The following is a 15,905-nucleotide window of genomic DNA, read 5'->3' as shown; positions in this document are numbered from 1 at the left end:
TCTCGATCCTGGAGCTTCTGCATGCCTCCGAAAGGCCTCGGCCTCGCGCCCCGCCTTCGCTATCTCGCCGGCCGCGCACGACGAATCGATGTGGGCTCGGTCATCGAGCGTGCCAAGGAGGCATCCGTCTCCCATCACAAGTGGATGCCGGCGGTGCTCGTCGACATGCTGTGGCAGGCAGGGTTCCGCAACGTCGGGTTCCAGGACTACATCGACTACGACTTCGCGATCCTCAATCGCGCCGAGCGGGCGACGTACATGACGCACCCGGTCTCCAACCAGCTGTCGCAGAAGTACGATCACCCCGACTACCGGCACATCTTCCAGGACAAGGTCGAGTTCGACCAGGTCTTCTCCGAGCACCTGCACCGCGACTGGATGATCGTCGAGCACGGCAACGCCGATGCGCTGCGAGCCTTTGCCGAGCGTCTGGGCACGATCGTCACGAAAGAGCCGGTCGGCCAGGCCGGCACCGGCGTGCACCGCTACCACGCGGCCGATGTCGCGGATTGGGACACCTTCCACGCCGACCTCCTCTCCCGCGGAGAGCTGCTGGTCGAAGAGGTCATCGTGCAGCACGCGGCCCTCGCCGCCGTCTGCCCCGGCACCGTGAACACGACCCGCGTGACGGCGTTCTTCGACGGCGAGAAGGCGCACATCCTCGCGGTGGCGCAGAAGTTCGGCCGTGGTGCGGTCAGCGACCAGATGACCTTCGGCGGCTTCTACACGATGCTCGACGACGACGGCCGCGCCATCGGGGCGGGCTACGACTCGCACGGTCACGTGTACGAGAACCACCCCGACTCCGGTGTGCGCATCGCCGACTTCCAGCTGCCGATGATGGACGAGGTGCGCGCCTTCATCGACCGCGTCGCCCGCGTCGTGCCGCAGGTGCAGTACGTCGGCTGGGACATCGTGGTGACCCCCACCGGCCCCGTGCTCGTCGAGGGCAACTGGGGCGCCGGCGTGTACGAGAACAAGCCCAGCGTCACCGGCATCCGCACCGGCCACAAGGCCCGCTACCGCGCAGCGATCGGCTTCTAACACCCCCACGCACCACGAAGGGCCCGTGCCATCGGCACGGGCCCTTCGTCATGTCAGGTGCGTCTACGCGGCGCGGATGATGCCGAGCGGCGTGGACTGGTGTCCCTGGCCGAGCGGGTTGTCCTTGAGGATCGCGACGAGGCGCTTCTCGGCGGCCTTGTCCATCGTCGACCCGAGGATGTTGCCACCCAGGTCGTTGATGTCGACGACGGCGACTTCGGCCTGGCCACCGAGCAGCGACTTGAGCCGCGCAGCGACCTCGTTCGGCTTCTCGGGGCCGAGGACGACCGCCTTGTTGTACGGCGGGATCGTGCCATTGGTCGGTCCGTCGATCGCGCGCGCCTTGTCGCCGGCGATGCGGTAGAAGTCGCCCTTGCGTCCGAACGCCTTCGTGATCGCGGAGACTCCGGCCGCGAACAGGATCCGCAGCGTGCCGCACTCGCGCAGCGCCATCTCCATCGTCTCGGGCATGCCGAGTCCGATGCCGTACGGCGTGCGCGTCACGTACTTCGAGAGGAAGAACGCGAGCTTGCGCGGCTGGATCGAGTCGATCGGGTAGGACCGGCCCTGTGTGATCGCGACGATCTTCTCCGTGACGAAGAGGATGTCATCGGGGCGCAGCGCGGAGGCCGCGTACTCCTGGACGAACGCGTCGAGGTCGTCGCCGGGCATGACCACGCGCGTTCGCAGCGGAATGCGCGCGAAGGACTCGCCGCCGATGTCGACGACGAGCGCCTTGCCGGCGTTGGCTTCCGAACTCACTCGAGGTAGTCCCGCAGCGACTGCGAACGCGAGGGATGGCGCAGCTTGGCCATCGTCTTGGACTCGATCTGACGGATCCGCTCGCGGGTCACGCCGAACGTGTCGCCGATCTGGTCCAGCGTCTTGGGCTGACCGTCGCCGAGGCCGAAGCGCATGCGGATCACGCCTGCCTCGCGCTCGCTGAGCGAGTCGAGGAGGGACTCCAGCTGGCGCTGCAGCATCGTGAAGCCGACCGCATCCGCGGGGACGACTGCCTCGGTGTCCTCGATGAGGTCACCGAATTCGCTGTCGCCGTCCTCGCCGAGCGGCGTGTGCAGCGAGATCGGCTCGCGGCCGTACTTCTGCACCTCGATGACCTTTTCGGGGGTCATGTCCAGCTCGCGGCTGAGTTCTTCGGGCGTGGGTTCGCGACCGAGATCCTGCAGCATCTGCCGCTGAACGCGGGCGAGCTTGTTGATGACCTCGACCATGTGGACCGGGATGCGGATCGTGCGCGCCTGGTCGGCCATGGCGCGGGTGATCGCCTGACGGATCCACCACGTGGCGTAGGTGGAGAACTTGAAGCCCTTCGTGTAGTCGAACTTCTCGACAGCACGGATGAGGCCCAGGTTGCCCTCCTGGATCAGGTCCAGGAACTGCATGCCGCGACCCGTGTAGCGCTTTGCGAGCGAGACCACGAGGCGGAGGTTCGCGCCGAGCAGGTGCGACTTGGCACGCTGACCGTCACGGGCGACCCACTGCAGGTCGAGGCCGCTCTGGCTGGACTTCTCCGCCGGAGACATGTGCGAGAGCTTCTCTTCGGCGAACAGGCCCGCCTCGATGCGCATCGCGAGCTCGACCTCTTCGGCCGCGTTCAGCAGCGGCACCTTGCCGATCTGCTTCAGGTAGTCCTTGACGGGGTCGGCGGTGGCACCGGTGATCTGCGTCGAGTAGACCGGAACGTCCTCGTCGTCCGAGGACGAGATGACGATGGCACCGGTCGGGAGGGGCTCGACAGCGGGCTTCGCGTCTTCTTCCTCTTCGTCCTCTTCGGGCTCGGCGTCGCCGGAGTCCGAGTCCACCTCAGTGGCGGCGGCAGCCTTCTTGGCGCGAGCGCTCGGGCGTTTCGGCGCGACCTCTTCGGTTTCGTCGACGTCGATCTCGACCTCTTCGAGGTCTTCTTCGTCGATGTCGGCCTCGTCGTCGGCGGGCTTGGCCTTCGCGCGAGACTTGGGGGCGGCCTTCGCGGCCGTCTTGGCCGCGGGCTTGCGCGCGGCGGGCTTCTTCGCTGCAGGCGTCGTCGTCTCAGCGGTCTCGGCCTCGGCAGCGGTCGGATCGGTTTCCTTCGCGCTGCGGGAGCGGGTGGTGGTCTTCGTGCCTACGGTCACGGTTAGCCTTTCACCGACGGGGCGAGAGTCGACGCCCTCCGGTCGTGTTTCGGACACTAGTAAGACCCTTGTCAAGTCCCAGGTCCGGTGAGATCGCCTCATGGAACTGGTTGACAACGGGTCAGGGTATTCATTGTCTCATACGTTGCGCGAGCATATGGCACTCGCAACGCGCGACTTTACATGGAACGCCGGCAGGGCGCGTGGCATTCCCGGGAGACGTCAGCTGCCGCGCTTCTCGTCGTCGCCGGTGGGACGGCTGGCGAGGAAGCGCTCGAGCTCTGCGGCGAGCTCGTCGGCGCTCGGCAGGTCGCCCGCGTGGATGATCGGAGTCGCGAGCGTGGAGCCCGCCATGTAGGCGTCGTACCGCTCCTCGAGCCCCCTCAGCATCCGACCGAGCTCTTCGTTGCCGCCGACCTGGTCTTCGACCTTGGCGAGGTAGTCGCGGTTCTCTTCACGCAGATCGTCGCCCGCGAAAACCAGTCCCGTCGCGACCGTCACGCTGTCCAGCGCCGCGAGTGTCGCGGCGGGGTACTCGGTGTCGCCCAGGTAGTGCGGAATCAGGAGGACGAATCCCGCGACGCGGGCCCCCTCCTGCGCGAATCGGTACTCGAGCAGGTGGCCGACGGTGGCGGGCACCTGTGTGTGGGGCTTCCAGACCGAGTGCGCCGCGGTCAGTTCGGCGCGCGTACCGCTGACGGTCGTGCCGATCGGGCGCGTGTGCGGCACCGGCATCGGGATCGCGTGCACCCATGTGATGGAGGCGATCCCGAGCGAGTGGGACAGTTCGATGACCGCCTGGGAGAAGGCATCCCATGCGAAATCTGGCTCGTACCCGGCGAGCAGCACGAACGGCTGTCCGAGGGCGTCATGCGCCAGCGACAGCTCGAGCCGCGGCGGGCGGTAGTCGGTGAGGTGGTCCTGGTCGAAGGACACCAGCGGGCGACGCGCGCGGTAATCCAGCAGGACATCGTTGGAGAAGACCACCAGCGGGGTCGGTTCCAGGTCGTCGCGGAAGTAGTCCACAAGACGCGATACGGCGTTGCCGGCGTCGGTGAATCCGGTCAGCGCGATCACCAGCGGCAGCCCGGCGGGAACGGGCGGTGCCGAGACTGCTCGTTCGAAGAGGGGCGTGGACGTAGCCATACATCCACTCTACGAGCCGTGATCGGCAGCGGCGCCGCGCGCGTCCCGCTCAGAGCGAACACCCCTGTCTCTAGGATGGAAACCATGTCGTTTCCCGACCTCGCCTGCAGCCCGACACCGATTCAGGATGCAGAGGCTGACGCACTGCTCCTGGCGCTCCCCCCGCTCGACCGGGAGGACTCCCCCGAACTGGACGGCTGGCCTGGTCTGCGCGATGCGCTCGTCGCTGTCGGATTCACTGGTGCCGCGTCGAACTTCGTCCGCGTGTACGCCCCGGAGAGCACCACGACACCGCTCGCGGTGGTGGGCACCGGCGCGACTCCGGATGCCGCCGCCATCCGTGACGCGGTGGGCACTGGCATCCGTCTCCTGACCGGTTTCGAGACCGTCGCCGTTGCGACGCCGCTCGCCGATGCCGGCCTGTGGCGCGCAGCGGCCGAAGGCGCCACCCTCGGCGGCTACCGCTTCGAGGGCTACAAGACGGAGGCACCGAAGTCCCGTGCCGCGCACGTCGTCATCCACACGACCGCCGAGACATCCTCCGACGACATCGCCGCGGTCACCGCCGCGGCCACCGCGACCGCGATGGTCAAGGACCTCGTGGCGATCCCCGCGGAGTGGCTCGGACCCGCCGACTTCGCCCAGAAGGCTATCGAGGCGGTGGCCGGCCTTCCCGTCACCGTCACCGTGCTGGACGAGGCCGAACTCGCGGTCGGCGGGTACGGCGGCATCCTCGGCGTCGGGCAGGGATCGGATCGCCCGCCGCGCATGGTGCGACTGGACTACACGCCGGAGGGCGCCCAGCGTCACGTGGCGCTCGTGGGCAAGGGCATCACTTTCGACACCGGTGGGCTCTCGCTGAAGCCGCCCAGCGGCATGGTGGGCATGAAGTACGACATGTGCGGTGCGGCCACCGTGCTCGCCGTCGTGCACGCCGCCGCGACACTCGGACTGCCGGTGCGGATGACGGGCTGGCTGTGCATCGCCGACAACATGCCGTCAGGTCGCGCGACGCGCCCGGGAGACGTGCTGCGCATGCTCGACGGCACCACCGTCGAGGTGCTCAACACCGACGCCGAAGGTCGCCTCGTCCTCGCCGACGGCCTGGTCGCGGCCAGCCGCGAGCACCCGGACCTGATCGTCGATATCGCCACCCTGACGGGCGCGATCACCGTCGCGCTGGGCAACCGCTACGCCGGGGTCATGGGCGAGGACGCCGCCGTGACGCGGTACCTGGAAGCCTCGGCCCGCGTCGGCGAACTCGCCTGGCAGCTGCCCCTCCCGGCGCACATGGTCGACGAGCTGGACTCGCCCATCGCAGACCTGCAGAACGCCAAGATCGGCGACCCCGCCGGTGGATCGCTGTTCGCCGGACTATTCCTGCGCCACTTCGTCGGGCGGACCTCGGATGACGCCGACGCCCCGCGGATCCCGTGGGTGCACCTGGACATCGCGGGCGTCGGCATGAACAAGGGCGGCGGCTACGGCTTCACGGACAAGGGCCCCACGGGAGCCACCGTGCGCGCCCTCATCGAATTGATCAGCACGGAGGAGACGGCATGACGGAGCACCAGTTCGACCTCGTGATCCTGGGCGGTGGCAGCGGCGGATATGCGGCTGCACTGCGCGCCGCGGAGCTCGGCAAGTCCGTGGCACTGGTCGAGAAGGACAAGCTCGGTGGCACCTGCCTGCACCGCGGCTGCATCCCGACGAAGGCGCTCCTGCATGCCGGCGAAGTTGCCGATACGGCACGGGATGCCTCGAGCATCGGCATCCTCGCCACCTTCGAGGGGATCGATCTCGACGGTGTCCGCGCGTACCGCGAAGGCATCGTCGCGAAGAAGTTCAAGGGCCTCGAAGGCCTCATCAAAGCCCGCGGCATCACGGTCGTCCCCGGTGAGGGACGCCTGGAGGCCGGCCCCGCCGTCCGCGTGGGCGACGACCTCTACCGCGGCACCGACGTGGTCCTCGCGACCGGCTCGTACAGCCGTTCGCTCCCCGGGCTCGAGATCGGCGGCCGGATCATCACGAGCGAGCATGCGCTCGCGCTGACGGAAATCCCCAAAAAAGTCGTCATCCTGGGCGGCGGCGTGATCGGCGTCGAGTTCGCCAGCGTGTGGCGCTCGTTCGGCGTCGATGTGACCATCGTCGAGGCCCTCCCCCACCTCGTGCCCAATGAAGACCTGGCCTCCAGCAAGGCGCTCGAGCGGGCGTTCCGCAAGCGCGGCATCGGATCCTCCCTCGGGGTGCGCTTCGCGAGTGCGACCCAGACCGCCGACACAGTCACCGTCACGCTGGAGGACGGGAAGACCTTCGAGGCGGACTACCTGCTCGTCGCCGTGGGACGCGGGCCTTCGACGGCCGACCTCGGCTACGAAGAGGCCGGCGTCACCCTCGACCGCGGTTTCGTCACCACCGACGAGCGCCTGCGCACCTCCGCTGCGCACGTCTGGGCGGTCGGCGACATCGTGCCCGGCCTGCAGCTCGCGCACCGCGGATTCCAGCAGGGCATCTTCGTGGCGGAGGAGATCGCCGGATTGAAGCCCGTACTCGTCCCCGACGTGCAGATCCCCAAGGTCACCTACTGCAGCCCTGAAGTCGCCTCAGTCGGACTGACCGAGGAGCAGGCCGTGCAGGCGCACGGCGCAGACTCGGTCGTCAGCTACGAGTACAGCCTCGCCGGCAACGGCAAGAGCGAGATCATCGGCACCACCGGCATCGCGAAGGTCGTCCGTGTCAAGGACGGCCCCGTCATCGGCGTGCATCTCGTCGGCGACCGCGTCGGCGAGCTCATCACCGAGGGCCAGCTGGCCGTCGCGTGGGAAGCTCACCCCGAAGACATCGCACCGTTCATCCACGCCCACCCGACACAGAGCGAAGCACTGGGCGAGGCGTTCCTCGCACTGGCTGGCAAACCGCTTCACGCACTATGAGTGTGCACGCGGCACTCACCACCAACAGCATCACTAAGCTAGAAGCCGACATCGGCATTTTGAAGGAGACATCGTCATGAGCACTTCCGTGGTCCTCCCCCCGCTCGGTGAGAGCGTTACCGAGGGAACGGTCACTCGCTGGCTCAAGCAAGTCGGCGACACCGTCCAGGCGGATGAGGGCCTGCTCGAGATCTCCACCGACAAGGTCGACACCGAGATCCCCTCGCCCATCAGCGGAGTCATCGAGGAGATCCTGGTCCAGGAGGACGAGACCGTCGAGGTCGGCGCCATCCTCGCCAAGATCGGCGACGGCTCAGGTGCGGGCTCCGCCCCTGCGCCCGCCGAGGCACCGGCGGAGGCGCCCGTCGAGGCCGCCGCACCGGCTCCCGCTGCAGAGCCCGCCGCACCGGCACCCGCTGCAGAGCCCGCCGCACCGGCACCCGCCGCCGCTGCTCCGGCACCCGCCGCCGCTGCTCCGCAGGGTGGCACCAAGGTCGTGCTCCCCGAGCTCGGCGAGAGCGTCACCGAAGGTACCGTCACGCGCTGGCTGAAGAACATCGGCGACCAGGTCGCCGTCGACGAGCCCCTGCTGGAGATCTCGACCGACAAGGTCGACACCGAGATCCCCTCGCCGGTCGCCGGCACGCTGCAGGCGATCTTCGCTCAGGAGGACGAGACCGTCGAGGTCGGCGCCGCACTCGCGCAGATCGGCGACGCCGCAGCCGCAGAAGCTCCGGCCGCTCCCGCTGCTCCCGCCCCGGCAGCAGCAGCTCCAGCAGCCGCCGCTCCGGCTCCTGGCGCAGCAGCACCCGCTCCGGCTCCGGCCGCACCCGCGCCCGCCGCTCCGGCTCCGGCCGCACCCGCGCCCGCCGCTCCGGCTCCGGCCGCGCCCGCCGCATCCGTCGTGGACGACAGCGTGACCTACGTCACCCCGCTCGTCCGTCGCCTCGCCCAGCAGCAGGGCGTCGACCTCGCCAAGGTCGCCGGCACCGGTGTCGGCGGTCGTATCCGCAAGGAAGACGTGCTCAAGGCTGCCGAGGCCGCCTCGGCTCCCGCCGCTTCGGGCTCCGCTGCTCCGGCCGCTCCGGCACCGATCGAGGTGTCGCCGCTGCGTGGCACGACCCAGCCGATGTCGCGTCTGCGCAAGGTGCTGGCCGAGCGCGCCGTCGCCTCGATGCAGTCGACCGCTCAGCTCACGACGGTCGTCGAGGTCGATGTCACCAAGCTCGCGAACTTCCGCGACTCGGTGAAGGTCGACTTCCAGGCCAAGACCGGCGACAAGCTGTCGTTCCTGCCGTTCTTCGCCCTCGCTGCCGCTGAGGCGCTGCAGTCCTACCCCGTGATCAACGCCACGGTCGACGGCACCGACATCATCTACCCCGCGTCCGAGAACCTCTCGATCGCGGTGGACACCGAACGCGGTCTGCTGACCCCGGTGCTGCGGGATGCCGCGTCCAAGGACCTGGCACAGATCGCCCACGAGATCGCGGACCTGGCTGCGCGCACGCGCGACAACAAGCTGAAGCCCGACGAGCTCGCCGGCGGCACCTTCACGCTCACCAACACCGGATCGCGCGGCGCGCTGTTCGACACCCCCGTGGTGTTCCTGCCGCAGTCGGCGATCCTCGGCACCGGTGTCGTCGTGAAGCGCCCCGGCATCGTCTCGGTCGACGGCAAGGACGCGATCTCCGTGCGTTCCTACGTCTACCTCGCACTGTCGTACGACCACCGTGTCATCGACGGCGCAGACGCTGCCCGCTTCCTCGGCGCGGTCAAGACCCGCCTCGAGGCCGCACAGTTCCAGAGCCAGCTCGGCATCTGATCCAGCTTCACCCACTCTGCTCCGCGACATCATGGATGTCGCGGAGCAGAGTGCGTTGAGCGACGCGCACCACGAACACCAGTTGTGGCGGGATGCCCTCATCGATCGCATCCACCCGCAGCACCGCCGCTCCCCCGAAGTCGTCCAGCAACGTCGTCGAACGGTCGACGGGAGGCAGATCGACCACGCCCGCGGAGAACGAGCGTGCGGGATCCTCCACGACCTCTGCCAGACAGTCCGGATCGGCGGCGCACCCGCTCCGAGCGGCGAGCAGCTCATCCGTGACCGCGACCCAGCTCTGACCGCGCACCTGCTCCCCGCCTGCGCTCTGCTCGGGTGCGGCCGCGTCCGTCTCCGCTGACTCATGCTCGGGCGGCCCTGCGCTCGGAGTCGGCCCTGGCTGCGGACTCGACGGGGGCTGCGGGCTCGGCGTCGACACGGTCGTGGTCGGGTCTGCACCCTCTGCTGTCGCAGGCCCGCCGGCACCTCCGGGCCACAGCACCCCGACCCCGACGATCGCGGCCGCCAGACCGGTGGCGACCAGCCACGGGCGTCGACGTCGGCCGGGTCGAGACCTCAGACGCCGCCAGATGTCCGTGGTCACGGTCGACACCAGTTCGGCGAGATCCGCATCGACATGCCCCGCCAACGCTCCGAGCCAGCCGGGACGGCGAGTCGCCGCGTCCACCGGTTCGATCCCGCGCGCGCCCGCGGTGTCGAGTGCTCGCGCCCGCAACGGAGCGAACATGGCGGTCACGAGCGGCAACGGATCGGCCACCGCGAACAGGCGTGACTCCAGCGTGTCGAGGTCGCGCAGGACCGTCCGCGCGGAAGCGGCCGAGGCTGCGGCATCCGTCAGCACCGCCGCGAGTCGGTGCTCGGCTGTACCGCTGAGCGCGTCGAGAAGTTCAGCCGTCGACGCCGCCGAGGCCGCGGCGACATCGGTCGCGAAGACGGGGCGGCCGGCCTCCGTCAGCCACCACTCGCCTGACACCGCGTCGGCGGCACGAGCGAGCTCGGCCTCCCCCCGCAACAGGCTCACGGCAACTGTGACGACCTCACCGGCGGTCAGCGGCGCATCGAGGGCCTGTCGGCGAGCCAGGAAGTCCGCCGCACGCTCGGTGCAGACCGGCAGTGCGACGTCGTGGCCGCCCGCCCGTCTGATCACCTCGATCGGTCCGAGCAGATGGCCCGACGGCTGCGCTCCCCAGCCGGCCCAGTCCTCACCCAGGTGTGCCACGTCCACGCGCACGCACGGCTCGCCGTCCGGCATCCGAGTCAGCACGCCCGGCCAGGGCGCATCGGGGGGAACGACACGTCGGATCGACCGATACCCCGCGAGGAGTCGCTCGTCCTCTTCGTGCTCGCCCGCCGTCGTCATCCGTCGATTGTGATTCCTGCCGAACGAGGCACCGCCGTCGGCCACCGCACTGGGGACTGTCTCGCGCCGCCGTTCGCCTGTGGAGGAAGCGACGTGGCGAGCGGCAGGGAAAAGGTACGCTGGAGCCATGGCAGCACGTACCACCGCGCCCGAAAAGCGCCCCGGTTTCTTCTCTCAGCTCAAGACGCTCTTCACGTTCACGCGTGACGCGTACCCGTGGCTGCCGTGGCTGCTGGTCGGAATCCTGCTGGTGGGCATCGGTCTCGGCGTTCTCGTCGGGTTCCTCATCCCGCCGTTCGCCATCTGGAGCATCGTCCTGTGGGGCTTCACCGGACTGCTGCTCGGTGTGCTCGGATCGCTCATGACGATGACCCGCATGTCGACCAAGGCGATGTACCGCAAGATCGACGGGATGCCGGGAGCTGCCGGACACGTGATGTCGACGTCCCTCGGACGCAACTGGCAGGCCAGCGAGATGCCGGTCGGCGTGAACCCGAAGACGCAGGAAGCTGTCTACCGCACGATCGGTCGCGGCGGCGTCGTGCTCGTCGGCGAAGGATCGCGCGCGCGCCTCGCCCGCCTCATCAACGAGGAGCGCTCCAAGGTGCAGCGCGTCGCCCAGGGCGTGCCGATCACGGTGCTGTACCTCGGCCACGGCCCCGACGATGTGCCGATCGGCAAGCTCGCCCCCACGATCAAGTCGCTGCCGAAGAAGATCGATCGCGGCACGATGGCGGCCGTCATCAAGCGCGTCGACTCCGTGTCGCAGTCGCTCGCCTCGCTGCCGATCCCGAAGGGGATCGACCCGACGCGCGTGCGCGCACCGCGCCCCCGCTAGCTTTCGCCGTACGGCGCCCAACGGGTGCGCGTCCTCCGGGACGCGCATCCGTTTCTGCGTTCACCTCACGGTTCATGGGGCGCGGGTCAGCGCGCTTCGACGGCGCCGCGGGAGGACGCGACGCGAGGACGCTGCGATGCCGTCGGAGCAGCAGCCCAGCGGCCGCGGTCAGGCGCGGATCAGGACCGTGCCGGCGACCTTGTCGTGCAGGCCGCGCTGATCCGGATCCCAGATCACGGCCGGGATGACCAGCGCCAGCAGGAGGCTGCGCACGATCGGGCGCCACAACCCTGTCCAGGCTCCCCCGAGCTGTACGACCCGCATGCCCAGGATGCGGTGCCCTGGGCTGCCGCCGATCGTGGGGATGAACACCACCTGCAGCACGAGGAACACCGTCAGCGGGGCGAAGATCGTGATCCCCGCCTCGGCGGGAAGGGCGAACTGGTCGTAGCCGAAGAAGGCGGTGGCGATCAGCGTGGCCGAGATCCAGTCGATGGCCAAGGCGCCGATGCGCCGCCAGGCGCGGGCGATGCTGCCCCTGCCTGTGGCGGGAAGTCCGAGGCGCTCGCCCGGATACGATGATTGAGCGGGAGAATCGGACACTCCTCCAGCGTAACCGGGCAGGCGTAACATCCCGGAAACATGGGGGTTACTGCCGAGCAATGCCCTCTCGATACCGTCGAACAAGCCCGCGCAGCGGGGTGCAGTCCCGATGCCCTACCTCTGGAGTCTCCATGTTCAGTGATTCATCCGAGGTGCTGAAGTTCATCAAGGACGAGGACGTGAAGTTCCTCGATATCCGTTTCACGGATCTTCCCGGTGTGCAGCAGCACTTCAACATTCCCGCTTCGACCGTCGATGAAGAGTTCTTCACCGTCGGCCAGCTGTTCGACGGCTCCTCGATCCGAGGCTTCGCGAACATCCACGAGTCGGACATGCAGCTGATCCCGGACGTGTCGACGGCGTACATCGACCAGTTCCGCGAGGCGAAGACGCTCATCATGATCTTCGACATCTACAACCCGCGCACCGGCGAGATCTACCACAAGGACCCGCGTCAGGTCGCCAAGAAGGCCGAGAAGTACCTGGCCTCCACCGGCATCGCCGACACCGCGTTCTTCGCCCCCGAGGCCGAGTTCTACATCTTCGACGACGTCCGCTACGAGGTGAAGCAGAACTCCAGCTTCTACTCGGTCGACTCCGAAGAAGGCGCCTGGAACACCGGTCGCGTCGAAGAAGGCGGCAACCTCGGAAACAAGACGCCCTACAAGGGCGGCTACTTCCCGGTCAGCCCCGTCGACAAGACGGCGGACCTCCGCGACGACATCACGCTCAAGCTCATCGAGGCCGGATTCATCCTCGAGCGCTCGCACCACGAGGTCGGCACCGGCGGTCAGCAGGAGATCAACTACCGCTTCGACACGATGGTGCACGCGGCCGACGACATCCTGAAGTTCAAGTACATCGTCAAGAACACCTCCGAGCAGTGGGGCAAGTCGGCGACCTTCATGCCGAAGCCGCTCTTCGGCGACAACGGCTCGGGCATGCACGTGCACCAGTCGCTGTGGATCGAAGGCAAGCCGCTGTTCTACGACGAGACCGGCTACGGCGGACTCTCCGACATCGCGCGCTGGTACATCGGCGGTCTGCTGGCGCACGCGCCCGCGGTGCTGGCCTTCACCAACCCCACGGTGAACAGCTACAAGCGTCTGGTCAAGGGCTACGAGGCTCCGGTCAACCTGGTCTACTCGGCCGGCAACCGCTCCGCCGCCATCCGCATCCCGATCACGGGCTCGAACCCGAAGGCGAAGCGCATCGAGTTCCGCGCTCCGGATGCCTCGGGCAACCCGTATCTCGCGTTCGCTGCGCAGCTCATGGCCGGCCTCGACGGCATCAAGAACCGCATCGAGCCGCACGAGCCGGTCGACAAGGACCTGTACGAGCTTCCCCCCGAGGAGGCGAAGAACATCCCGCAGGTGCCGAACTCGCTGCTGGACTCGCTGGACGCCCTCGCGGCCGACCACGACTTCCTGCTTGCCGGTGGCGTGTTCACGCCCGAGCTGATCGAGACCTGGATCGAGTACAAGATCGAGAACGAGATCAAGCCGCTGTCCGCTCGCCCGCACCCGTTCGAGTTCGAGCTGTACTACGGCGTGTAGTCAGAATCTGAGAGAGCCCCCCGAGTTCAGACTCGGGGGGCTCTCTGTATTCCGGATCCTCGCGACCTGGCGCGCCGCACGCCGTGGTGACGTGTCCGTCAGTTCGTGTACATGACTTCCACGGTGTTGATCTCTCCGGTGAACGGGAATGGAGCGCGGTCGAAGTAGTCGAGCGAAACCGATCCACCGAGGCAGACGCCGACGTCGAGGCAGTCGTTCGCGGTGAACAGCAGAGGCACGCTGATCGGCACGGTCCCGGCCGCCACCTGCTCACCGTCGACCGAGATGACGATGCTCAACGGGCCGCCGGGTCTGGGTTCGATGTAGCTGGTCTCCACGACGATCGTGACCCTGCCGGCCGCCAGGCGCTGTCCGCTACGGATCTTGGTGCGCTGGATGATGAACATGTTGTACTCGTAGCAGAGGTATCCGTCATCCATGTAACAGGTGAGGCCTCCACCCGCTCCACCCAGCGCGTACAGCACGCCGCCCGCGCGCTCAGGGACCACAGCATCGATCGTCACGGTGTTCGCCCGATTCCCCAGCGCCGGCGCGATGAACTCGGGCATCCGGCGCAGGCTGCCCGTGAAGCTCCAGCTGCGGTACGGCGTCGAGATGCGGAACTCCGGGTGGTAGATCGGCACCCAGAGGCCTCCACCGATCGGGTAGACGCTGTTCTTCGCCGCCTCGATCGCGAACATCTCCCTGAGCTGAGCGAGCTTTTCGGGATGGGCCTCGGCGAGGTCGCGAGCCTGCGTCCAATCCTCCGCGAGGTGGTACAGCTCCCAGGTGTCGTGATCAGGTGTCCACTCGGCGATCCCGTCCGGCAAACCGGGAACCCACGGCGCCCGCGGACCGAAGGCCGATGCCATCCAGCCGTCGTGGTAGATGGCCCGGCTGCCGAGGATCTCGAAGTACTGCGTGAGATGCGTCTCCGGCGCGTCGGCGTCAGTCAGTGCTGCAGCGAAGCTGGAGCCATCGAGCGGGTCTTGGTGGATGCCGTTGACCTGGCGCGGGGGCACGACCCCGAGGAGGTCGTAGATGGTGGGCACGATGTCGGTGCAGTGCAGGAATTGCGAGCGGGGCGTGGGATCCGGCGTGATCTTCGCCGGCCAGCGCACCGCCATGGGGTTGCGTGTGCCGCCCAGGTGGGAGGCGAGCAGCTTCATCCCCTTGTACGGAGTGCTCCCCGCCCAGGCCCATCCGGCGTGGTAGATGTTGTCGGCCTTCGCCGTGCCCAGGACATCCAGGCCGCCCATCTCATTCATCGCCTGAATGTGCATCTGGACGGTCGAGGGGATGCCGTTCTGGGCAAGCAGTTCGCTGATCGTGCCGTTCTGACCCTCACCCGACGATCCGTTGTCGCCCCAGATGTACACGATGAGCGTGTTCTCGCCATAGCCGAGACGCTCGATCTCGTCGACAACGCGACCGGCCTGCACGTCGGCGTGCTCGGCGAAGCCTGCCGCGACCTCCATCAGTCGCGCCTGGAATGCGCGCTCGTCCTCGGGAATGTCATCCCACGCCGCCATCCGCGCATCACGCTCGGTCAGCTCTGCGTCGCCGGGGATCCACCCCTTCTGCTTCGCACGCTGGAACACGAACTCGCGATACTCGTCCCAGCCTCCGTCGAACCGCCCGGCGTACTTGTCGGCCCACTCCTTCATGATGTGATGCGGGCCATGCACAGCGCCGGGCGCCCAGTACATGAAGAACGGCTTCTCGGGTGCGAGCGCCTTGTGATCGCGCAGCCAGCCGATCGCGTCATCGGCCAGATCCTCGCTGAGGTGATAGCCCTCCTCGGCTGTCTTGGGCGGAAGCACGCTGGTGGTGTTGCGCACCAGATTGGGCTCATACTGCGACGCTTCGCCTGCGAGGAAGCCATAGAAGTACTCGAACCCGATGCTCGTCGGCCAGTTGTGGAACGGACCGGTCACGCCGGTCTCGATCGCGGGCGTGTTGTGCCACTTGCCGAACGCCGACGTCGAGTACCCGTAGTCCTTCAGCACCTCGGGCGCGAGCGCACTGGACCGCGGGATCTCGCCCGCGTAGCCGTCCCAGTCGTTGGCGAGCTCGGCGATCTGACCATTGCCGATGCGATGATGATTGCGCCCCGTCAGCAGCGACGCTCGGGTGGGCGAACACATGGCGGTCGTGTGGAACCTGTTGAAGCCGATGCCGCCGTCGATGACGCGCGACAGCGTGTCGGTCCTCACCTCCCCGCCGAAGGTGTCGGGCAGACCCGGCCCGGCATCGTCGATCAGAACGATCAGGATGTTGGGTGCATCCTCAGGCAGCCGCGAAGGGGCGACTCGCTGGCCGTACACCGATTCCTGCATGGTGCGACCGGCGATGCTCGCGGATGGGGTGGGCGGGAAGGGGAGGACATCTTGCGGGTTCACAACGGATTCACCTTCGATAGACACTGCGATGGATGAGACGCCTTCACGACT

Annotated in this window: 12 protein-coding genes; 6 read left to right on the top strand and 6 right to left on the bottom strand. The window is 67.9% G+C overall.

Annotation, left to right across the window (positions count from 1 at the left end; all coding sequences use genetic code 11):
* Nucleotides 1-21 precede the first annotated feature (21 nt).
* Complete coding sequence (locus tag ASD65_RS02435) at nt 22-1,044, top strand: sugar-transfer associated ATP-grasp domain-containing protein (protein WP_056217929.1); 1,023 nt, start codon at nt 22-24, stop codon at nt 1,042-1,044.
* Between the two features lie 63 nt (nt 1,045-1,107).
* Here ASD65_RS02435 and ASD65_RS02430 read toward each other — a convergent pair whose 3' ends face one another.
* From ASD65_RS02430 to ASD65_RS02420, 3 genes are all read right to left on the bottom strand, one after another.
* Nucleotides 1,108-1,806: a coenzyme F420-0:L-glutamate ligase gene (locus ASD65_RS02430; protein ID WP_056217927.1), complete on the bottom strand. Its 699-nt coding sequence runs from the start codon at nt 1,804-1,806 to the stop codon at nt 1,108-1,110.
* Entirely contained in the window at nt 1,803-3,173 is a 1,371-nt protein-coding gene (locus ASD65_RS02425) for an RNA polymerase sigma factor (RefSeq protein ID WP_056217924.1), read from the bottom strand. Before ASD65_RS02425 ends, ASD65_RS02430 begins: the two co-directional genes overlap by 4 nt.
* Before the next feature lie 222 nt (nt 3,174-3,395).
* Complete coding sequence (locus ASD65_RS02420) at nt 3,396-4,319, bottom strand: proteasome assembly chaperone family protein (protein ID WP_056217921.1); 924 nt, start codon at nt 4,317-4,319, stop codon at nt 3,396-3,398.
* Between the two features lie 84 nt (nt 4,320-4,403).
* Between ASD65_RS02420 and ASD65_RS02415 the strand changes: the two genes are divergently transcribed.
* The 3 genes from ASD65_RS02415 (at nt 4,404) to sucB (ending at nt 9,074) form a co-directional block, all read left to right on the top strand.
* Entirely contained in the window at nt 4,404-5,882 is a 1,479-nt protein-coding gene (locus tag ASD65_RS02415) for a leucyl aminopeptidase (RefSeq protein WP_056217920.1), read from the top strand.
* A complete protein-coding gene (gene lpdA / locus ASD65_RS02410; protein WP_056217917.1) occupies nt 5,879-7,252 on the top strand; it encodes a dihydrolipoyl dehydrogenase in 1,374 nt (457 codons plus the stop codon). Before ASD65_RS02415 ends, lpdA begins: the two co-directional genes overlap by 4 nt.
* Before the next feature lie 76 nt (nt 7,253-7,328).
* Nucleotides 7,329-9,074 (top strand): 2-oxoglutarate dehydrogenase, E2 component, dihydrolipoamide succinyltransferase, encoded by a 1,746-nt coding sequence (gene sucB / locus ASD65_RS02405; RefSeq protein WP_056217914.1) that lies wholly within the window; start codon nt 7,329-7,331, stop codon nt 9,072-9,074.
* Between the two features lie 7 nt (nt 9,075-9,081).
* Here sucB and ASD65_RS02400 read toward each other — a convergent pair whose 3' ends face one another.
* Nucleotides 9,082-10,455, bottom strand: a complete 1,374-nt coding sequence (locus tag ASD65_RS02400; RefSeq protein ID WP_056217912.1) for a hypothetical protein — start codon at nt 10,453-10,455, stop codon at nt 9,082-9,084.
* Between the two features lie 127 nt (nt 10,456-10,582).
* Here ASD65_RS02400 and ASD65_RS02395 point away from each other — a divergent pair, with 127 nt between their 5' ends.
* A complete protein-coding gene (locus tag ASD65_RS02395; protein WP_056217909.1) occupies nt 10,583-11,293 on the top strand; it encodes a DUF4191 family protein in 711 nt (236 codons plus the stop codon).
* Nucleotides 11,294-11,461: 168 nt separating this feature from the next.
* Here ASD65_RS02395 and ASD65_RS02390 read toward each other — a convergent pair whose 3' ends face one another.
* On the bottom strand, nt 11,462-11,926 hold the full coding sequence (locus ASD65_RS02390) for an RDD family protein (protein ID WP_056217903.1): 465 nt from the start codon (nt 11,924-11,926) through the stop codon (nt 11,462-11,464).
* A gap of 101 nt (nt 11,927-12,027) precedes the next feature.
* Between ASD65_RS02390 and glnA the strand changes: the two genes are divergently transcribed.
* Entirely contained in the window at nt 12,028-13,452 is a 1,425-nt protein-coding gene (glnA, locus tag ASD65_RS02385; protein WP_056217900.1) for a type I glutamate--ammonia ligase, read from the top strand.
* Nucleotides 13,453-13,550: 98 nt separating this feature from the next.
* Here the strand turns inward: glnA and ASD65_RS02380 are convergent, their stop codons facing one another.
* A complete protein-coding gene (locus ASD65_RS02380) occupies nt 13,551-15,854 on the bottom strand; it encodes an arylsulfatase (RefSeq protein WP_235566586.1) in 2,304 nt (767 codons plus the stop codon).
* Nucleotides 15,855-15,905 lie beyond the last annotated feature (51 nt).

The organism is Microbacterium sp. Root61, assembly GCF_001427525.1.
GTDB lineage: Bacteria > Actinomycetota > Actinomycetes > Actinomycetales > Microbacteriaceae > Microbacterium.
This window is presented reverse-complemented; position numbering and strand designations above follow the sequence as displayed.